Raw genomic sequence first — 21,284 nt, forward strand, 5'->3', positions numbered from 1 at the left:
TCCAGTAGTGCATTATAAGTTATTATACTATCAGATTACTTGGTAATACTCAAATACTCGGAATCTAATTTAGTAGCTTTAAAGACAATTATCTAACCGATTTTACTTGTATTGTATTAAGGACAAATACATAACTCGGACTTGAAAACGACTATTCCAAGAATCGTACACCCAGAATAAATAATTAACTTGTGATCTAAAAACATGAAAAAAAGCAGATACCCTTTATCGGGGATCTGCTTCTTCTTGATAGTATGAGTATACTTAAACACAGAATAATTTAATTTCGCAAAAAATATTAATTCAAATAGTTAGGATTTCAAGCGTTTGCTTTTACAAATTCAAAGGTCATATCCGCTACTTTTTTATTACCAGCTTCTGAAAAACCATGTCCTTCTCCCGAAAATACTTCAATTCTTGCATGAGGATACAGCTTCGCTGCTCTCTCTCCATATTCGAGTGGCACAATTTCATCTAGATCACCATGAAAAATCAGTACATTCTTATGAAATTTTCCAATATGTTCAAATACATTGTAACCATGAATGGATTCAATAAATACTCTGCCCAACGTCACACCCCAAAACTCGTAATTGTCAGGAATACTGTCTAGTTTAGGGAATCTTTCATTCCAGTTATCCGCGATACAAAATGCAGGAAACAGCAATAAGATTCCTTTAATTTTCTCTATATATTCTTCCGCCGCTAATGCTGTTACCAATCCTCCCTGACTTCCGCCGAATAGAAAGATATTGTCACGATCTACATTCTCCCAATCCTTTATGGTATCAATGACGGTGCACAGATCTTCTTTTTCTGTAAATATAGACATTTCAGTAGTCTTAAGATCACTTTGAGAATTTACAGATCCACCACAAAAATCAAAACAATATGCACCCACACCATTAACTGCTAAATATTCACTATTCATCGAAAAATCTGCGTTCGTTCCGTTGAAACCGTGGCTGAAGATAACGACAGGGCAATTTTTACTAGTAATTGGCATATAGGAGACACCATAAATTTCCCTATCATTATGTTTAATTTTCACTTCTTTTTTTTCGTAATTTTTCATTTTAAACCCTCCAACTCATTACATTAACTACGTTTATCTCTAGTTGAAAATCGATCTAAAACGAGGGTGTTCAGCAAGAATGGAGTCTTTCATTTGCATAACTACGGGGTGTTTGGAGGAAAAAAACTGATCTTTTGAATCGTACATCTGAATTAATTCCCCTTTTTCAAGTACACCAATAGTATCAGAGATTGAAAAGGCGGCTTTAATATCATGTGTAATAAAAAGGTATGATAAGCCGAAATCCTCTTTTAATCCCTTTAATAGGTCTAATATTAAACTTTGTGTAACCATATCTACACTACTAACCGATTCATCTAAAACGATTAACTTCGGTTTAAGAGAGATTGCTCTAGCAATATTAATCCTTTGCAATTGTCCTCCGCTAAATTGGTGAGGGTATTTTTTTAAATCCTTTTCACTTAAGTCTACTCGTTCCAATAAGGAAATAACTGTTTTTCTTCGTTCACCTACTGTTAGTTTTTCATAGTTTTCTAAAGGTTCGCTTATAATACGTTCAGCTGTCATGCGAGGGTTAACAGCTGAATATGAATCTTGAAAAACAACTTGTAGATCCCGGCGTAGCATTTGGCGAGTTCGCTTATCGGCATTATAAATGTCGTGTCCTTGAAAAAGAATCTGACCTTGCTGTGGACGTTGTATGCCAAGAATAACTTTCCCTAAGGTGCTTTTACCGGCTCCACTTGTGCCAAGCAAGCCTACACACTTTCCTTCTTCAATTGAAAAGGAAATATCACTAAGTGCTTTATTCATTTGATCTTTCCATTTAAAAAACCTTTTGGAATTATAGCTATGATTCACTCGGTTTACCTGTAATAAGCTCATTAGCCCCACCCTTTAACAGATTACATTCTAAATATCACAACACATGAGTAATAGGTTGATGTTCATAATCTAAGGTTGGCCTTGTTCTAAGTAACTTCTTTGTATAGTCATGGTGTGGATTGTCAAATAGTTCAAACACATTCCCAGCTTCTACAATTCTTCCATGTTGCATCACGATTACATCATCTGCCATTTCCGAAATTACACCAAGATCGTGAGAAATGAGTAAAATAGACGTTCCATATTCAGAACGAATTTTATCTAATAAGCGAAGTACTAATAATTGGTTATGAAGATCAAGAGCTGTAGTTGGTTCATCAGCAATAATAACAGAGGGATGTAAACAAGCGGACATAGCAATCATTACACGCTGAAGCATTCCGCCACTCAATTGAAAAGGGTACTTTTTTAATAATTTTTCTGGTTCTGGCAAGTTTACACTTTTCATCACATCAATGGCAAGCTCGATTGCTTGTTTCTTATTTAATGAAGTATGAGACCTGATTGTTTCAACAAATTGATAGCCAATGGTAAAAACAGGAGTAAAGGCATTCATCGGATTTTGCATAATAAAGGCAATTTCCTTCCCTCGAATACCACGCATTTCTTTGTTCCCTAAACCATTCAATTCTCTATCTTGAAGTGTAATGCTTCCTTGAACTTCCATGTTTTTCTGATCAAGTAGCTGTAGGATAGACATACTTGTGACTGTTTTACCACTACCACTTTCCCCAACAAGACCCAGTATCTTCCCTTTTTCAATACCAAAATTAATATCCTTAACAAGTGTAGACATACCATCTTTCGTTTTCACTTCAACATGTAAGTCTTTCACATTTAAAATATTACGCTTACTCGATTCCACTATTCATCCCTCCTTTTCTATGTATTACCGACGTTTAATCCCAAAACGTTCCGATAGTGCTTCGCCCAATAAATTAAAGGTAATGACTACTAGCATAATCATTAAGCCTGGATAAAGCATTAGTTCTGGATTTGTCCTAATATAAGATTTCCCTTCATGAATCATCGCACCCCACTCTGGAGTAGGAGGTTGCACACCTAAACCTAAAAACGACATGGAGGATAAATCCATAATAGCCCAACCCATTTCCAATGTTCCCATTACTGCTAGCGGTGGAAGGACATTGGGAATGACATGTTTCTTCATAATCGTCCATTGAGAAGAACCACTAATTCTAGCTGCAGTAATATAGTTTTGTTCTTTCAGGCTTAGGACCATTCCGCGGATGACTCTTGCATAGTAAACCCATTGCACAAAAATTAATGCTAAGATGACTTGTTTAAGACCAGCTCCCCATATACCCACTAAACCGAGAACAAGCAAAAGATTTGGAAATGCCATTACACCATCACCAAATCTCATTAACAGCTGATCCACCCAGCCACCTCTATAACCAGCAATAATACCAACGATCAGACCGATACTTAAAGATGAAATGAAAATCAATATCGCAAACCCCAGAGATATACGTGCACCATATAGGATACGCGAAAACGTACATCTTCCTAAATGGTCTGTTCCTAATGGATAATCCAATGAAGGGGACTGAAGTTTAACAGCTAAATTAACAAAAGTCGGGTCATTAGGTACGAGCCATGGAGCAAAAATAGCAATGAAAAGGAGTACACATAATATTACAGAACAAAGGACAATCACTTTTTCGCTTTTTAATATACTACGAATCTTTGCAATCATTGATGTTGCCTTCCTTTTCTAGAAATACGTGGGTCAATATACATTTGCAAAAGATCGATAATAAGATTGCTAAATATGAATATAGCCGCGGCTAACAGCACATAACATTGAATTACAGGGACATCACGGTTAAAAATAGCCTCAATAAAATACCGCCCGAACCCTGGCCACGAAAAGACTGCCTCAACAATTATGGTTCCAGTCATCAATTTCCCTAAATTCATTCCAAGTCCCGTAATCATAGGTGAAATGGCAATTTTCAAGACATGTTTTCCCATTATCGCTTTTTCCTGAATGCCTCTCGTCCGCGCAAAAAGTATATATGGCTCTTGTAGATTTTCAAGTACGCTTGCACGTAAAAGTCGCGTATATAAAGCTATTAATGGCAGTGCTAGAGTTAAAGAAGGTAAAACTAGATGTTTCCATGTTCCTATGCCTTCTACTGGGAAAAGATCAAGTTTAACAGAAAAGAAAAATATGAATAAATATCCGAGCCAAAAGGAAGGTATGGATGCCCCAATAAAAGAGAGAATACGGCTAAAGTGATCAATTGCACTATTTTTCTTTATACCAGCTAAAAACCCAAGAGGAATACTTACTACTATTGCGATTAAGAGGCTTCCAAATGTTAATTGGATTGTCGCTGGCATTCGGGAGGAAACCTCTTCCCATACAGGCTTATTCGTGATATAAGATTTACCAAAATCAAATTGGCTGATACTCACAATCGTGTTTACATACTGCGTAAGAAGCGGCTGGTCTAAGCCAAACTCCTGTCTTTTTTGCGCCAACAACTCATCTGTCGGTTGGATATGTGAAGCAACTAAGTAAGCCTCAGCAGGGTCCACTGGTGATAAATTAATCATTCCAAATGTTAATAGAGTAACCAAAAGGAAGATTGGTATGATCGCCAGAATTCGTTTCAAAATATAAGTTCCCATAAGAAAATCTCCTGTCGCTCACTATTCGATACTAATACCCGTAAATGGATGTTCATCTCGGTTAGCAGGGAATGTGAAATTAGAGACATCCTTTTGATAGACTGCTATTTTCTTAATATAAGAAATAGGTACGATTGCACCTTGCTCTTGTAATGAACCTAGAATTGCCGAGTATAATTCTTGACGTTCATTTTCATCTGTCGTTTGTTTAACTTTAGCAATCTGTTCCAACAATTCATCTTTATTAGGATAAGACGAAATCGCTTGGTAAAAGCCAAAGCCTTCTGTAGCAACTATGTTTACAAAAGTATGTGGATCATAAGGAGCGCCATAGTTACTAAAGAAATTAATATCAAACTCATTATCTTTAAATCTTTCAACTTGAGTCGTAAGTTCAACCCCGACAATATTTAATTTAACACCTATCGCCGCCCACTCAGATTGTAATGTTTCCGCCATCGTTTTTTGAATGGATTCAGCAGAACTATACATTAACTCGATTTCAAGTGGCTTTCCATCTTTTTCCCGAATATCTTTCCCTTCCGGTAAATTCCATCCTGCTTCATCTAGTAATTGTTCCGCTTTTTCACTATCATAATTTACCGCGGTAACATCCACATTTGATGTGTATGGCATATTTGTTGGTAAGATATAGTCAGCCTTTTCTTCCAACCCGGATGTCACTCCATCAACCATTGCTTCTTTGTTAAATCCATAATGTAATGCTTGACGAACCTTTATATCTGAAAGCAGTTCTCTATTTGTATTCATAACTATTTGCCTAGTAGCAACCGGTTCAGAAATACTAGTTTCAAAGGAACCTGTAGATTCTAATTGTCTAAAAGAATCCAGGTTGATAACCCCTTCACCGTATATGAGGTCTAACTCGCCTTTTTCGAAAGCAAGCACATTTGTCTCCGCATCAGGAATGACTTTGACTTTAATTTTCTCTACATCTGGTAGTTCTCCCCAATAACTTTCATTACGTGTGAAAGTAGCAAATTCATCAACCTTATATTCATCCAATACCCAAGGGCCTGTACCGACTGGTTTTGCTACACCTTTTGAAGTGTCATTATCTTCAGGAAATCCTGCTTCCCCTAGGAAACGGACAGGGCGAACAACAGCTAACTCCTGAATAGTAGGATAATATGGTTCCAATAATGTTAATTTAAACGTGTACTCATCTAGGACCTCTGTTTGATCAATTAACGGTATAAATCCTAACCAACTATGTAAATCAACATCTTTCAATATAGCATCAAAGTTCTTTTTCACAATTTCGGCATTAAAACTTGTGCCATCGGAAAATTTTACATCTTGACGAAGGTTGAATACATATTCTTTTCCGTCTTCGGAAATTTCCCAGGATTCCGCTAAATGCGGTTTTAACTCTCCTCCATCTTGGTAGCTAACTAAAGGTTCGTATACCATAGATACAGAGAATAACTGAGATGGATTATAGATATGTGGATTCAGTTCTCCTATATCCCTAGGCCAAGCTAGAGTAATCGTATTTTCATTTTCAGTGCTTGAAGCTGCTGTTTCCTCTTCTCCTGATTCACCTGTACAACCAAGTAAAGTCAAAGATGAAAGTAGTATGATTAAAGGCATTAAAATAAATTGTTTTTTGTTTATTCTGTTTGACATATCACTTACCCCTTATAATTGGCATTGAGATTCATTCTCAATCATAAATTAAAGGATTCTGCTTGTCAATAGAGTCTACTGCTTCTCAGCATTCCTACGTTTTGCATTTCTATCCAAACACCTTGTTATACAATCTAGCCTATTAGCTGTAGACAAGAAAAATAATTTAACAAATTTAAAAATGAGCCCAAAATTGGGCTCATTTAATCAATTCTTTATTTCAAGTACTGGACATTTTCTATATGTGTAGAGTGCTCAATGTTGATAAAAAATAAATAATTGACTACGTTCCACTTGAACAAATTTGTATCAGACCAGATTGTGTGACGGAGGGACGGTTCTCACGTCCCATAAATTAGACAAAAAACATCTTTAAAGTGAATAGTCAATTGGGAATTCTTTCCCCGACCAAGCCCGCTTGGATGTCCATTCCATTGGGGGATCACTCCAAAATGAATCTGAACTTGGTAATCCTAACGGCAAGAATGCGGCTGTACATAAATAGAGACTACCTGTCGAAATATACCCTTCACCGATTCCTGGTTGATGCCCTGAAAAGCCAACTCTGAGCCATCCGGATTCCACAAAAGTGCCTGGAGCCGAAAGCGTCCTTTTTATCACTTCAGTTAAAGCACTTCTCACCTGTGCAGGAGGAAGTTCTTTTGGCAAATCTTTTCGAAGTGCATGTTGAGCCAAAGATTGAAATACACCAAAACGATAGGCAAGAGATCTACCGACTGGCGGAAAAGTTCCCTCAGGTGAAATGGTTCGCTCTTGAATAACAGCATATCTCTGAGATCTCTTTATGATCGACTCTTTAAGTACTGTCCACTCCCTATACTCTTCTCCGACTGTTTCAATTAAATCTACTAGCATGGGGTGAATGACAAAGCTGTTATAGTAATCATGGTGATATTCTGGACCATCACTATAGATTCCGTCCCCTAGGTACCATTGATCAAACTGTTTGATCGCGTAATCAATTCGCATTGGGTCCCAACTTTTTTCTCCTACTTTGTATAAAAACGCTTCAATTATTGCTGAAAACAATAACCAATTAGAAAAAATAGGCTTTCTTGTTCGTGTAGCTTTTATTGCTGTAATCACATTTTTCTTAACCCTATCATCAAGCTTTTTCCACAACTCTGTAGGCGCTCTCAAGATAGCATTGGCAAGAAAAGCAGTATCTACAATGGGTTGAAAATCATCCGAAAAGTTCATATAATCCGGTGATGTTGGATCCGTTCCCGCATCAACTGCTGCTCTTGCAAGCTCAGCATACTTCAAGCGAAGGATTTCTTCCTCTTCATCCTCACTTACCCTTTCTAACCAAGGTGCCATCCCTACTAATAATCGAGATAATGCCTCAAGATGAGAAAAATTCTCACGACTGGTTCCTTCTTGCATCTCAACTGGCATTTCTTGTTTTAAAGTTCTATTATTTAAATGAAGCAGAACAGGGCTTGCTATTTTCAACATCGAATCGAGCCAGAACTTTCGGTCGTCGTTATTTTGTAATACTGACATCATTTCCACCTCAAACGATTTTATTATTTCATGGAATTGTAAGCGTAGTAAAAGAAGCTTCATAAAATGTTAGTTTCCGGGGTATAGGAAAATATTTACCCTAGCCTTCTGCTACTTACTATTAAAAAATACGTCGTTCCCAACCATTTAGTTTAGCAATCGCTTCAATATAGTAGTAATCACCATATATGAGAGAAACATTTATATTGTCATTTGCTGGCTTATGTCCTGTTCCTTCAACGAGTATTCCCTGATGGTCTGGCTGATCCCACGTCCCATAATTTTCAGTTAAAGAAGCTAATATGTTTGTTGCAGCATCTGCATATAGTCGACTTTCATTGCTAGGTACCAATTCAGCAATTTCTAGTAACCCAGAAGCGGCAATAGCTGCTGCAGAAGTATCCCTAGGTTCATTTTCGGTTGAAGTTAACCGAAAATCCCAATATGGCACAAAATCTTCTGGCAGACCAGCAATAAAATGATGTGCGACTCTTTTCGCTGCACTTAAATAACGAGAATCCCCTGTATGTCGGTAGGTATTAGCAAATCCATAGATCGCCCATGCACTCCCCCTACTCCATGCAGAATCTGGTGCATTACCTTGACCACCAATAGATTCAATAAAATCACCTGTGACAGGATCAAATGATAATATATGACAAACCGATCCATCCTCTCTAATCCCATGCTTCATTATAGTATCCGCATGAAGGATAGCAATATGTTTATATCTAGGATCTCCAGTTACATTACTTGCCCAAAATAATAAAGAAAGATTCATCATACAATCGATAATAGCCCAACCTATTTTATCACCATTCCATGCGCGGATAAATTTCCCGACTGGGTTATAACGTCCCGCTAAATAATTTGATGCTTCCAAGCCTATTCCAAGACTGCTCTCGCTTTCTAGAATTTCATGTTTAATCACAGCAGTTAGTAAAAATTGAAATCCTACATCATGGTACAATTCATTAGGGTGCTCGGAAAAACACTTTTGTAATTCCTCATCCCAATTCATTGCAGCACTCTTCAGCTTCTCGTTGTCAGTCATATCATATAATACCCACAATAAACCAGGCCAAAAACCTGATGTCCACCAAGCATGGGGCATATCATCATAAACTCCATCAGATCCCGCTACATGTGGTGATTTATTCCCCATTTGATCTACCATACGCTCAACTTTTACTTCAAGTTTTTTTAATATCTCTTGTTGATTAAACTTGTACATGAATTCCCTCCTACTTGAGTTAATAAATTTAGTATAACTTCGCTAATGGTATAAAAGTTGTTGTATAATAACTAATAATATGAATCTGTTGTTCTATTAGGAGGGCTATGATGAATCGTTTATTTGAACCTATATTGTTTGATCTAAAGCCATTTCATTGGATTTACCGTCGGATATCAGATCATAATTTTAGAGGATTTTACCACTGGCATCAAGGCTGTGAATTTTTATTCGTTCATCGGGGACAAGGACGTGTCATTGTTAACCAGCAGACATACGATCTTAAACCAGGTATGCTTTTCTTTTTCCAACCTTTTCAGTTACATAAGGTACATGTTGAAGTATCCCATCAGACCCCTTACGAACGAAGTATCTTACATTTTGATCCAATATCTCAGGGGAAGAATTTACATTCGTTCCCAGGGCTTAATACTTTATTTTATCGACTACATAATGGTATATATGAAAAACAAGCATTTGATTTATCCGATCGCTCCCTTTATGTTGCTGAGATGTTTAAGGCCTTTGATCAATCCATTGCAACGAATAACTGGGAGGAAGATTGTCGGCTTTTTCTTATGCAAATACTCTCTTGCATCCGCGTAAACACTCAGGAACTAGAAACCTCCCTTCATCAAAATAAATTACGTTCACTTCGTTATTCGGAAACAATCATGCAATGGATAGAAGAACATTACACAGAAACCTTTGATTTGGAAAAACTATCAACTGAGCTTCATTTATCGAAGCCCTATGTCTCTCGGACTTTTAAACGCGAAACTGGAAGTAACCTAACTGAATACATAACTATTCGTAGAATTAAACAAGCCTGCCATTTACTACAAATGAATAATGACTCTGTCGAATTAATCGGGGAACAAGTGGGGATTGGAGATGTATCTTACTTTATTCATTTATTTAAAAAAACAATCGGAACAACGCCACACCAGTTTAGACTTTCACATCAAGTGATGTAGAAGTAATTGATCAAATTTTAGTTAATTAGGCTGTTTTCATTTGTATGGAACGCTGTCACTTTCGAGTATCCTTTATATCTATCTGTTTCTCCAATTAAAAAAAGAGCTCAATTTCTTGAACTCTTCTCTAAAAAATCTCTCTTTTTAATTTTTCAACTCCAAAGCCACAACATTTTCTATATGCCCCGTCTGCGGGAACATGTCAACCGGCTGAACTTCTTTCACCTCAAAACCATTTTCCGTCAAATACTTCAAATCTCTTGCCAGTGAAGCAGGGTTGCAGGATACGTAGACGATTCGTTCTGGTTTCATCAGGACCATTGTTTTTAACAGGTTTTCGTCACAGCCTTTTCGCGGTGGGTCAACAACGATCACATCAGCTCTAATGCCTTGTGCTTGCCACCATGGCATGACTCCTTCTGCTTCGCCGATGACAAAGGTTGCATTTTCAACGTGATTTAACCTGGCATTGCGTTGCGCGTCCGATACTGCTTCGGGAACGACTTCGACACCATACACATGCTTTGCTTCCTTCGCTAGGAACAAACTGATTGTTCCAATCCCACAATAAGCATCAATCACCGTTTCTTTTCCTGTTAGCTGTGCATATTCCAGGGCTTTCTCATAAAGCACTTTCGTTTGATCCGGGTTCACTTGGTAAAACGAGCGCGCGGAAATGGCAAACTTAATGTCCCCGATATAATCATAAATGACCTCTTCGCCCCAAAGAACTTCTGTTTTTTCGCCAAAAATTACGTTTGTACGCTTCGGATTGATGTTCTGTACAATCGATTTAACGTTCGGGATTCTTTCACGTAATTCTTGAATGATGTTTTTCTTGTTAGCCAACTCTTTTCCCTTTGTCACTAACACAACCATCATTTCTTTCGTATGCTTGCCTTGCCGTACTACGACGTGACGTAACGTCCCTTTATGGGTTTTGTCGTCATACCCACGGACACCGTACTTTCGTGCAAGTTCCTTCACGAGCCGCACGACATGATCATTCTCCTCGTGTTGGATAATACAGGATTCCATATCAACGATTTCATGACTTCTCTCCGCAAAAAATCCAGCCACCACATGGCCCTTTTGTTCGCCAATCGGTACCTGCGACTTGTTTCGATATCTCCAGGGCTCATCCATCCCAATAACCGGGTGAACTGGTACGTCAGTGATTCCACCAATTCTTGCTAAGGTTTCTTCGACTTGTTTTTGCTTTTGCGCCAGTTGTCCTTCATAGCTTAAATGTTGAAGCTGACAGCCTCCACATCGATGAAAAATCGGACAGGGTGGGGCCACACGATCAGGACTTTCCTTTGTTAGCCCCATTAATCGGCCAAAACCATAGTTTTTCTTGGCTTGTACAACCTTCACTTGCCCTTTCTCACCTGGAAGTCCCCCCTTGACGAATAAAGGATAGCCATTAATTTTTGCGACTCCTGCTCCATCATGGGTTAAATCTTCAAATGTAACATCTATTAATTCATTTTTTTCAACGGGTATTTGATCATTTTTCATTATTGCGGTCCCTTCCGATCTGTTTTAGTCTGCCCTTGATTGTACCATATCTCACTCTACAGTTGAAAAAATCCCCATTGCTGATATGATAGGATAGGTGATTTAAATGAACGAGGTGAAAGAAATGGCAACACTAAAAAGAAATGACCCCTGTCTTTGCGGCAGTGGCAAGAAGTATAAGAAATGTTGTTTAATTAAATTAGAATCAAAACCAAAATTATCAGAAGCAGATCAACGCGCTTTTAATGAACTCTTACCGCGGTTGTTTGATTACAGTAAGGAATTCGAAACGGAGCTCCAGCCTGTCTATGACCGTTATGTTCAAACCTTTGAGAAGTTACCTAAAGCTGATGCTCAAGCGTTCTCACAACTGTTGTTTCATTGGCTTATTTTCAACCATCCGATTTTTGGGGATAAGCAAACCATTCTTTCCTCATATATTGAAAAGCAAGCGACTCCTGTTTCTAAGGAGTTCAGTGAATTGCTTCATGAATGGAACACGATGGAGCCTAAGTTATTTAGGGTAACCAATGCAGCCCAAAATAACATCGTTTTGCATGATGTATTCAAAGATGTATTGATTACTCTTGAAAAGACACCTGCCTCCGATAATTTAAATAGCGGTGATCGTATCATTGGCTACCTATATCCGACACCAATTGGACAAGCTCTCGGGAATGATGCGGTATGCATTCCTGAAAAATTGGAAAATTCCTTTTTAGAAACTTGGAATGACATGAAACAGTCATTGGATTCCACATCCTCCTATAGGAACGAACAGACGGTGTTTAGCCAACACTTCCATGAAGTCTTGGAGGTGTTAAGTCTCTTATTCGTTTCAAAAAAGGATTTAAAACTAGAAGATAAGCTTAACGAACCAAGTCAACAAGTGATAACTACACTCTTTTCTCATCTAGATTGGTCTGCTGTATCTTTTTCCAGCTATGTCAAAGCAAAGGTGCACTGGATAAAGTTTGCAACAAAACAACAACCCAGAATTCCAAAACCAGAGACTTTCGCAGCTGCTCTTGAGTATTGGATCGGAAAGCAAACCGATTCTCCTGCCAATCTCTCACAAAAAGATTTAGCAACGAAGTACAGCGTATCCTCAAGTACTATATCAAGTAAGTACAAGGTTATATGTCAATGATACTGAAAGGTGCTTTAAAAGTGTTTTGACGTTTTGAGAAAATCCCCATAGCAACGAGTAAAGTCGCTATGGGGATTTTCTCATTGCTAAAGCCAATAACGTAGCTATTTCAGTGCTATATTCATAAAAGGAAATAACCGGCGGGGACATTCTCACCGGTTATACAATATGTAGAAAGAGGATGACCTTGTGGGTCATCCTCTTTTTACATATATATCATCTTAATGGCTTTATTCGCTCCTCTTCAAATAGAGGAAAACCTCTTAGCTGACTTAAAATAAATGGAGTAATTTTGCTCATAATTTAATAATCACTCTCTACTTTTTCTCCATCAACTATTGCCACACCGGCACTTGCACCGATTCTAGTGGCTCCAGCGTCTACCATTGCCTTCGCATCTTCTAGACTACGAACGCCGCCTGACGCTTTCACTCCTGCTTTGTTGCCAACTGTCTTTCGCATTAAAGCAACATCTTCTACCGTTGCATTTCCGGTAGAGAATCCAGTTGACGTTTTTACATAATCAAGGCCCGCTTCTAATGCAATCTCGCACGCACGGATTTTCTCTTCATCCGTAAGAAGACACGTTTCCAAAATCACCTTTGTCAGTGCTTTACCTTTAGCAGCTTTAACAACAGCTACCATATCTTCTTTTACTAGTGAATCGTTGTTATCTTTTAGTGCACCAATATTCAAAACCATATCAATTTCCGTTGCTCCATTTTCAATCGCATTCGTTGTTTCAAATGCTTTTGTTTCAGGTGTACTTGCACCTAAAGGAAATCCTACAACGGTACAAACGTCTACACCACTTCCAGCTAAAAGCTCCGCTGATTTCTTTACCCATGTTGGGTTTACGCATACAGAAGCGAATCGATAGTCTCTTGCCTCTTCACATAATTTAACGATTTGTGCTTCATTTGTATCTGCTTTTAGAACTGTGTGATCGATCATCGAACCAATAGATTTACTCATATATATACTCATCCTTTCATTATAAGAAAAACGCGTAGCGTCTTTTATTAAATGCAATGGCGGCTTGAAGGTAGTTGCTAATTTTATAAATTCTTATCTGATAAGAAAAATAGCATAGCCATCTTAAAAATTTTCATTTCTAATTTTGTCAATTTGTTGCTTTGTTTTCATCGAAGGTTGTTTGGAAGAATTACCTCTCGCTTTCCGTGGATGATCAAGCGAGTCTCCTCGAGCAACGAACGCTCTGCGGGGTCTCGCTTGGATCATTCTTCCACAGGAGTCTCGCGGATTCTTCAAACAACAATTTTTTATAATGTATTTTACGTAATTGTATTGTTTCTGAAAAAGATCGAAGTAGCGAAGGCGGTGACTCCAGCGGGAAAAGCAATAGCTGAAGACCCCGCAGGGACGAACTTTCCTGAGGAGACTGAAGCATTGCCCGCGGAAAGCGTCCACCTAGAGCCGATTCGAGCCTCTCTGTACGACTTAAAACAACAATCTCTTTAAACCCGATAATTTTATAAATTCTTATCTTGTAAGAAAAACGCGTAGCGTCTTTTATTAAATACAGCGTGAGCTTTCGCCACTTCGCTCTTTAAAAGAACATTCCTGCGATAGAGGCATTTAAAAGGGAAGCAAGCATCCCCGCCATTACAGCTTTGACACCTAGTTTTGCAATATCCTGTCGGCGATTTGGAGCAAGTGCCCCCAGTCCACCAAGAAGAATTCCTAAAGATGATAAGTTAGCAAAGCCACAAAGTGCAAATGTGACAACCAAAACTGTTTTAGGATTCAAGCTTTCCATCTCCGGAGCAAAGGCCGCATACGCTACAAATTCATTTAATATTAGTTTTTGACCAATAAATGAACCAGCTTGAAAGGCTTCAGCCCATGGTACACCGATTGCAAATGCTAAAGGAGAGAAAATGATACCAAAAATATTCTGTAATGTAATTCCTGACAAGGCTATAGAAGCATTTGATCCAAACCACCCTAGAACGGTATTCACAGTAGTATTAATCACACTTTCTGCTCCACCTAATAATCCATTGATTAACGCAATTAATGCAATAAACGCTATTAACATAGCACCAATATTTAAAGCAAGCTGCAAACCCGTACTTGCCCCTCGTGCAGCCGCATCAATAACATTGTGGGACTCTTTGTCGTCATCCATTTCAATATGGTCTTTCTCAGCAATTTTTTCAGGTTCTGTTTCTGGCATCATTAATTTTGCCATGACTAAACCAGATGGAGCTGCCATAAAACTTGCTGCAAGCAAATACTCTAGAGGAACTCCTAACAATGAATAACCAATTAGAACCGAACCTGCAACAGATGCCAACCCTCCGGTCATCACTGCAAACAGTTCAGATTTTGTCATACGGTCAAGAAAGGGCTTGACCACTAATGGTGCTTCGGTTTGACCAACAAAGATATTCGCAGCAGCCGACAAAGATTCCGGCTTGCTGGTACCTAACAACCGAGCCAATCCTCCACCTATAATTTTAATAACCTTTTGCATAATACCTAAATAATATAATACAGAAATCAGTGAAGAAAAGAAAATTACTACGGTCAGTACTTGAAAGGCAAAAATCATGCCTACACCTTCCGCTTCAAATATACCGCCGAAAAGAAAGTTAATTCCTTCATCCGCATAGCTAATAATATCATTTATGCGAAACGATAACCATTCTAATCCAGCTTGTCCTGTCTCCCAACGTAAAACAATAAAAGCAAACGCAAATTGTATCGCAAGTCCACCAATAATGGTTCTTGGTTTAATTGCTTTTCGATTACTGGAAAACAAAAAAGCAATGGATAATACGATAAAAACACCAAATAATCCCCATATTATATTCATCTAAATCACCTCTGTTAAGATTTCGTTGCATGCACACGCAATTGTTCAGACGTCTAACATCCTTTACAACTTAGACTATAGCAGAAGTTATGAACAAATGTAAACACTTTCATGGACATTATTTCATAAATCTATCATCCTTTATTTTCCTTTGCTAATTCCTTCGCTGTGTGGACATCTGTCACAAGGACATTCGCGTACTTTCCTGTTAGTGCTCCCCGAATTCCTGCCAGTTTATGAGCCCCTCCTGCAATCAAGATAGAATATTTCTTCTTACGAAGTTCACTTAGCTCAATCCCTACTGTTCGAGAGTTCAATTCCTTACTGCATATTTCTCCAGTTCCATCAAAAAATCTCGAGCTAATATCCCCTACCGATTTCTCAGAAATAAGTTGTGTGTCTTCTCCCTTAAAATACCCTAATTGAAATAAAAGAGATTCTGTTTTCACCGTTCCAACAGTGTACATAGCAATAGTGGCCTTTTGACCTAATTCCAGAATGTTTTTAATATACCTGTCCGCCTCCATTGCCTGCTTTACAACGACATGATCAACGATTGCCGGTAGTGGTAAATGATGAGGGATTGTATGAAATGCTTGTCCAAACATATACAGAATCTCATTTGCATGCGTATTCGTTTCCGAGTGGCTGACTCCACCTTTCATCTGAACAATTCTCACATTATTCATTTTCTTTGGCTTTAGTTCTTTGGCAACCTGATACATCGTTGTCCCCCATGTTACACCGATAATTTCGTTGTCTTCGATGATTGAATCTAGAAAGTCCGCTGCTTGTTGCCCTAAATACTGTTTGATCCTTTGATCATCCTCTTCAGGAGTATCCACAACAATCACTCGTTTTAAGTTATATCTATGTTGAATGATTTCAGCAAGTTGATCACTGTCTTCTTCTGTGTCATTCACCTTGATTTCCACAATTCCCTCTGCTTTTGCTCGATACAAGAGTCTTGATACAGTAGGCCGTGACACATTAAGTTTTTCAGCTATTTTACTCTGGTTGTAGTCATACAAATAATACATTTTAGCCGCTTCAATAAGTTGAGACTTTTTACTTTTCTCCACTGTTTCCCCTCCCTTCGAAATGAATGTCTCTTAATTACTTCCTTCTAATTTAATGAAGCTGAAATAAATTTCAATATCATTATCACTTAATTTCATCATAGTTTATTTTTATCTGGTATACAATAACTACAATTATAAAAATTAGTATTTAATAACACCCAGCTGCTCACTTTCCTAGCATCAATCCTGCCAATGGTTTACAATATAGGAGAAAAGGGTAATTGAAAAGCATTCGTTTCATCTAAAAAATAGAAAGGAGTGTACTCATTGCCTTTAACGACTGATCAAAAAAACCGTAAAATACCTCCGAAAAATCGTGGTGGGCGTAATCCTGAAGATGAAAAAAAACAGGACGAAAATGAACGCTTTGAGAAACTCCTTTATAAGTTCGAGGATATAACAACTAACGGACGGCTAAAAGACATGGCGTATCATTTCACGAATAAAAAGGAAGTCATTAAAGTGAATTTGATTGCAGGCGTAGCAAGGGGTGTTGGACTAACACTGGGGACAGCAATTTTTCTCGGTATCTTTTTCCTTATACTTGCTAACACCGTTTCCTTGCCTTTAGTTGGCGATTACATTGCTTCATTTTTAGACATGATCGAATCATACCGCAACCAATAATTGCGGTTTAAGAAATCATAACTATAATTTTAAAAGAGGTGGTACATATGGATTGGTTAGGTATTGGAGTTTTTATTCTATCATTAGCATTTGCAGCGTTGGTCATTTTACTCATCCCGGTCTTTAAAAAATTAACCGAAACATTAGGTCATACTGCAGAAACAGTAGAGTCTGTTAATAAAACTGTTGGTGAAGTCTCTGGTGAAGCAACGGTCATTCTTCATAATGTGAATGAAACATTAATGGATGTGAATGAAAAAATTGCACAGTTAAACCCGTTGTTTAAGATCGTTCATGATACGGGGGAATCCGCTCATCACTTGACATCAACGATGGTGAAATTCACTTCTAAAAAAGCAGACCATGCTCAAGCTGGAACAGACATTCTTGATCGAAATAATTTGGAAGGCATACTGCGCGGTGCCGCTTTTATTTATTACTTACGCCAGGCAAAAAAAGATTACGACCATAAAAATGCTTAGAAGTTAAACGGAACGATTATAAAACCTCAAAGGCTATGGCTTTTGGGGTTTTTCTTAACGAATATTGACAAGGGGGGTTCATAATGAGCGATAAACTTACCAATAAAACTATTACTTCGACAAAAGATTCGGTCCCCGCACCGCTAAGCCCCTTGGATTCAGCTAATAGGCTTCATCACATTGATAGCTTACGGGGGTTTGCTTTGTTTGGCATTTTCCTTGTGAATATGCTTGCCTTTCAATATGGCACGTTTGGGTATGAGTATATTTATCCGAACTTAAATTCAACAGATCAGGCTTCTCACAATATAATAGAGTTTCTCTTTCAGGGAAGCTTTTATCCGATTTTCTCCATTCTATTCGGTTTTGGAGCAACACTCATGTGGCAACGAGCCGGACAAGAGGACCGTCCATTTTATCTTGTCTTTCTGCGTCGTTTAGTCCTTTTAGCAATGATGGGAACGGCACATCTTTATCTTATCTGGGATGGCGATATCCTCCTTACCTATGCAATAACCGGATTCATCTTTGTCTTGTTTCTAAAATGCAAACCAAAAACGCTACTCATATGGGCAATAACTCTTGTTTTTCTGAATACCGCTCCTGGTCTGCTCCCTACCGATGATGCAAGTACGAACGAAGCGTCTACTATCCTATCCTCGATCGCTGAGCAAGAACAAGTAGTCTTAACCGATGGAAGCTATCTGGATACGGTGGAGTTTCGTTTAACTTCTGACCCGTTTGAGGAAGTGGAATTTGGCTTTTTGATTTCGATTATTAATGCAGTCACATTATTTATACAAACATTATGGCTGTTTATAGTTGGTGCAATTATAGCTAAAAAACGATGGCTACATGATCTAAAAGAGCATAAACAAACACTAGTTTTGCTAATGGCAAGTGGCTTATCCGTTGGGATAATCCTTAAAGGAGTCATGGTTTATACACCTACCACTCAGCTAGATTACATTGGATATATTTTTGGAGGTCCTGTTTTAGGGATTGGATATATTGCAGCCTTCTCCCTTCTTTTTATAAAATACAGCACTTCCATCGTCTTTGACAGTTTTAGGTACGTCGGACGTATGGCGTTAACCAATTATATCTCTCAATCTATCGTGATGACCACTCTCTTTTACGGCTATGGTTTTGGCCTTTTAGGAGAACTCGGCACAACATTAGGAATAGTTCTCGTTGTCGCTATATTTATCTTACAAATGATCCTCAGTAAATGGTGGCTGATCCACTATCGTTTTGGACCAATAGAGTGGTTATGGAGAAATGGCACGTATATGAAACGACATAAGATACGTAAAAAATAATAAGAAAAACGCGTAGCGTCTTTTATTAAATACAGCGTTAGCTTCCACCGCCCCCGAGTAGCACCTACGTAATGCGTGTAGGTGCTACTCGAAAGGAGGTGGTTTTCCCTTGATACGTGTGGTGTGAAGGTAGCTGCCAATTTTATAAATTCTTATCTGTCGAGTAAAGGGATGGAAAAAGTCGATTTCTACTTTTTCCATCCCTTTTTGTTTTTTCCGTGTTTTAAGAGGAAAGATCTCGTTTCTGAAAGAAAATCGTTGCTGAACCTAAAAATAGGATCGCATAAACTGCTAGTACGGCTAGTGAAAATCCTAATCCTACACCAGGTAGTAGCTCATCCACTAATACATAAGAAGGTAGACTTAAATGAGGTAAAAAGAGCAATTTATACCACATGTAGTCTCCTAATAAACCGGTTAAAGCTTGCATCACATTCGTTGCAAATAAAATGAAAATACCTATTCCTACCGCCAAGGTCTGACTTTTAAACAGAATTGACACTGAAAATGAGATAATTAGGAACATGAGCATGTTCAAAAAATACAGACCTATTTTGGCCGGAAGTACTTCTGCAACAGTAGTAATGATGTTACCACCTTGCATAGTAATTTCTGTGATAGGGGTTGAAAAGCTCCCACTTCCAAAGAATATCGTTCCAACCGTTAAATTAGTGATGATTAAAGTAGCCAGCAAAATCATTGAAAACAAAACGACTGTAATAAATTTTGCCAATAAGAACTGCCAGCGCTCAAATGGACGGATAAATAATTGCTTTAGTGTTCCATTATCCTGTTCCGAGGAAACGATCGTGCTTGCTATAATGACACTAAATAACGTAACGAAAGCGGTGATGGCAAAAATTGACTCATTTAAAAACTTAGCGTTGTTCATCTCATTTGGATTCACGCCAGCTTCAAGCATTGCTTTATTTTCTTGGATTATTTGCTCGGCAAATTCGATATCCATTTCGTCTCCATTATTCATTTCGATTATTTCCTCTTGCTCTGCAATTTCCGTTTCCAGCGTTACTTCCCATTCTCCTGTCGATTGATTGTTGGAGTCTATTAAAAAATTATCATAAATAACTACCATACCAATGATGAGAACAACAATGGCCCCTAGAAAAAACCATGGCTGTTTTTTATTCCACAATTTAATCCACTCATTATGTATTAATGATTGCATGCTTATCTGGCCTCCTTCTGTAATTGCTTGCCTTCAGTTGATGTGAGCTGAAGAAACTTCTCTTCTAAAGATGTACGCTTCGATTCAATTCCGTAAACATCAATTTTAGATTGAACAAACTCTCGGTTCATGATAGGAATTTGATCGTAGTCCATTTCTAGAAGGAATTCATTTTCCTTTTCACGTTTTACTAGATTTACAGATTCAAGCCGTTGAATAACTTCTGCGGACGATTGTCCCTGTCCTTTTTTCACATGCAATAAGACCATCAACTTATCTGTGATGTTATCATTATCTAAGGAAGATATATCAGAGACGTCAATGACTTTCCCTTGCTCCATAATTACGACACGGTCACACATAAGCTGCATTTCTGTTAATAAATGTGAGGAAACCAGCGTCGATATTCCTTCATCTGCAAGTTTGCGAAGGTAGTTCCTTAGTTCTCTAATCCCTTTAGGATCAAGTCCGTTCGTAGGTTCATCTAAAATTAAAAGCGCAGGCCGATGCAAAATTGCTTGAGCCACTCCCAATCTTTGTTTCATGCCTAGACTATACTTTTTCACTTTATCTTTAATCGCATCTTCCAGTTTTACTAACTCTACCACTTCTCTAATACGCTCATCTGTCATTCTTTCCTTAGCCATGCGCCCATATTGCTGAAGATTCTTATAGCCACTCATGTAGTCATAAAAAGTTGGGTTTTCTACAATCGCCCCAATATCCGATTTACAAGCTTGTCCATTTTCGTCCAGATCTTTTCCATTGATGGAAACACTGCCTGAAGTCTTTTTTATTAAGCCGACAATCATTCGAATGGTAGTCGTTTTTCCTGCTCCATTCGGTCCTAGTAGTCCTAGTATTTCCCCTTTCTTCATTTGAAAGTTGACCTCGTCAACAATTTTCTTTCCACCTTGTACTTGCTTCGTCAAATTCTTAACTTCTAGAACAATTTCACTCATAAGCTACCCTCCGACATAAAATATTGTTTTTACTTCCCTTTGTCAATTTTAATGTTAAAGTTTTACATTTTATCCTTTATTATCATTATATTGTAAAACTACCTAAATAGAAATACGTATTACAAAACTAGAAGTTTCAT

General features: G+C 38.1%; 20 protein-coding genes. 6 read left to right on the forward strand and 14 right to left on the reverse strand.

Features of this window, described 5'->3' with window-relative positions:
* Positions 1-319: 319 nt before the first annotated feature.
* The 8 genes from CEF18_RS15285 to CEF18_RS15320 all read right to left on the reverse strand — a co-directional run bounded on the left by CEF18_RS15285 (position 320) and on the right by CEF18_RS15320 (position 8,993).
* Positions 320-1,075, reverse strand: a complete 756-nt coding sequence (locus CEF18_RS15285) for an alpha/beta hydrolase family protein (RefSeq protein WP_110937253.1) — start codon at positions 1,073-1,075, stop codon at positions 320-322.
* A gap of 39 nt (positions 1,076-1,114) precedes the next feature.
* Complete coding sequence (gene nikE, locus CEF18_RS15290; protein WP_110937254.1) at positions 1,115-1,921, reverse strand: nickel import ATP-binding protein NikE; 807 nt, start codon at positions 1,919-1,921, stop codon at positions 1,115-1,117.
* Between the two features lie 34 nt (positions 1,922-1,955).
* Positions 1,956-2,789, reverse strand: coding sequence for a nickel import ATP-binding protein NikD (gene nikD, locus CEF18_RS15295; protein WP_407690421.1), 834 nt, complete (start codon positions 2,787-2,789; stop codon positions 1,956-1,958).
* Positions 2,790-2,810: 21 nt separating this feature from the next.
* Positions 2,811-3,641, reverse strand: coding sequence for a nickel ABC transporter permease subunit NikC (gene nikC / locus CEF18_RS15300; RefSeq protein ID WP_110937255.1), 831 nt, complete (start codon positions 3,639-3,641; stop codon positions 2,811-2,813).
* On the reverse strand, positions 3,638-4,582 hold the full coding sequence (nikB, locus tag CEF18_RS15305; protein WP_110937256.1) for a nickel ABC transporter permease subunit NikB: 945 nt from the start codon (positions 4,580-4,582) through the stop codon (positions 3,638-3,640). The genes nikC and nikB overlap by 4 nt, the downstream gene beginning before the upstream one ends.
* A gap of 21 nt (positions 4,583-4,603) precedes the next feature.
* Positions 4,604-6,232, reverse strand: a complete 1,629-nt coding sequence (gene nikA / locus CEF18_RS15310; protein WP_110937257.1) for a nickel ABC transporter substrate-binding protein — start codon at positions 6,230-6,232, stop codon at positions 4,604-4,606.
* Positions 6,233-6,604: 372 nt separating this feature from the next.
* Positions 6,605-7,759: a DUF2264 domain-containing protein gene (locus CEF18_RS15315; protein ID WP_110937258.1), complete on the reverse strand. Its 1,155-nt coding sequence runs from the start codon at positions 7,757-7,759 to the stop codon at positions 6,605-6,607.
* 121 nt (positions 7,760-7,880) lie between these two features.
* Positions 7,881-8,993, reverse strand: a complete 1,113-nt coding sequence (locus tag CEF18_RS15320) for a glycoside hydrolase family 88 protein (protein WP_110937259.1) — start codon at positions 8,991-8,993, stop codon at positions 7,881-7,883.
* Positions 8,994-9,103: 110 nt separating this feature from the next.
* Here CEF18_RS15320 and CEF18_RS15325 point away from each other — a divergent pair, with 110 nt between their 5' ends.
* Entirely contained in the window at positions 9,104-9,970 is an 867-nt protein-coding gene (locus CEF18_RS15325) for an AraC family transcriptional regulator (protein ID WP_183041075.1), read from the forward strand.
* 144 nt (positions 9,971-10,114) lie between these two features.
* Here CEF18_RS15325 and rlmD read toward each other — a convergent pair whose 3' ends face one another.
* Entirely contained in the window at positions 10,115-11,491 is a 1,377-nt protein-coding gene (rlmD, locus tag CEF18_RS15330) for a 23S rRNA (uracil(1939)-C(5))-methyltransferase RlmD (RefSeq protein WP_110937261.1), read from the reverse strand.
* Positions 11,492-11,597: 106 nt separating this feature from the next.
* On the opposite strand from rlmD, the gene CEF18_RS15335 reads away from it, so the two are divergent.
* A complete protein-coding gene (locus tag CEF18_RS15335; protein ID WP_110937726.1) occupies positions 11,598-12,641 on the forward strand; it encodes an SEC-C domain-containing protein in 1,044 nt (347 codons plus the stop codon).
* 303 nt (positions 12,642-12,944) lie between these two features.
* On the opposite strand, the gene deoC is transcribed toward CEF18_RS15335, so the two are convergent.
* A complete protein-coding gene (gene deoC / locus CEF18_RS15340) occupies positions 12,945-13,616 on the reverse strand; it encodes a deoxyribose-phosphate aldolase (RefSeq protein ID WP_110937262.1) in 672 nt (223 codons plus the stop codon).
* 258 nt (positions 13,617-13,874) lie between these two features.
* Here deoC and CEF18_RS15345 point away from each other — a divergent pair, with 258 nt between their 5' ends.
* Positions 13,875-14,123 carry a hypothetical protein gene (locus CEF18_RS15345; protein WP_110937263.1) on the forward strand — a complete coding sequence of 83 codons (249 nt, stop codon included), beginning with the start codon at positions 13,875-13,877 and terminating at the stop codon, positions 14,121-14,123.
* 88 nt (positions 14,124-14,211) lie between these two features.
* Here CEF18_RS15345 and CEF18_RS15350 read toward each other — a convergent pair whose 3' ends face one another.
* Together CEF18_RS15350 and CEF18_RS15355 are read right to left on the reverse strand one after the other, a co-directional pair.
* Complete coding sequence (locus tag CEF18_RS15350) at positions 14,212-15,483, reverse strand: NupC/NupG family nucleoside CNT transporter (RefSeq protein WP_110937264.1); 1,272 nt, start codon at positions 15,481-15,483, stop codon at positions 14,212-14,214.
* 134 nt (positions 15,484-15,617) lie between these two features.
* Positions 15,618-16,565: a sugar-binding transcriptional regulator gene (locus tag CEF18_RS15355; RefSeq protein ID WP_110937265.1), complete on the reverse strand. Its 948-nt coding sequence runs from the start codon at positions 16,563-16,565 to the stop codon at positions 15,618-15,620.
* 267 nt (positions 16,566-16,832) lie between these two features.
* Here CEF18_RS15355 and CEF18_RS15360 point away from each other — a divergent pair, with 267 nt between their 5' ends.
* From CEF18_RS15360 to CEF18_RS15370, 3 genes are all read left to right on the forward strand, one after another.
* Positions 16,833-17,192 (forward strand): DUF5665 domain-containing protein, encoded by a 360-nt coding sequence (locus CEF18_RS15360; RefSeq protein ID WP_110937266.1) that lies wholly within the window; start codon positions 16,833-16,835, stop codon positions 17,190-17,192.
* 47 nt (positions 17,193-17,239) lie between these two features.
* Positions 17,240-17,674 carry a DUF948 domain-containing protein gene (locus CEF18_RS15365; RefSeq protein ID WP_110937267.1) on the forward strand — a complete coding sequence of 145 codons (435 nt, stop codon included), beginning with the start codon at positions 17,240-17,242 and terminating at the stop codon, positions 17,672-17,674.
* 83 nt (positions 17,675-17,757) lie between these two features.
* Positions 17,758-18,996 (forward strand): DUF418 domain-containing protein, encoded by a 1,239-nt coding sequence (locus tag CEF18_RS15370; RefSeq protein ID WP_110937268.1) that lies wholly within the window; start codon positions 17,758-17,760, stop codon positions 18,994-18,996.
* 223 nt (positions 18,997-19,219) lie between these two features.
* Here the strand turns inward: CEF18_RS15370 and CEF18_RS15375 are convergent, their stop codons facing one another.
* A complete protein-coding gene (locus tag CEF18_RS15375) occupies positions 19,220-20,182 on the reverse strand; it encodes an ABC transporter permease subunit (protein ID WP_110937269.1) in 963 nt (320 codons plus the stop codon).
* Positions 20,183-20,184: 2 nt separating this feature from the next.
* Positions 20,185-21,144 carry an ABC transporter ATP-binding protein gene (locus CEF18_RS15380; RefSeq protein ID WP_110937270.1) on the reverse strand — a complete coding sequence of 320 codons (960 nt, stop codon included), beginning with the start codon at positions 21,142-21,144 and terminating at the stop codon, positions 20,185-20,187.
* Between the last annotated feature and the right edge of the window lie 140 nt (positions 21,145-21,284).

This window comes from Salipaludibacillus neizhouensis (assembly GCF_002886185.1).
Taxonomy (GTDB): Bacteria; Bacillota; Bacilli; order Bacillales; family Salisediminibacteriaceae; genus Salipaludibacillus; species Salipaludibacillus neizhouensis.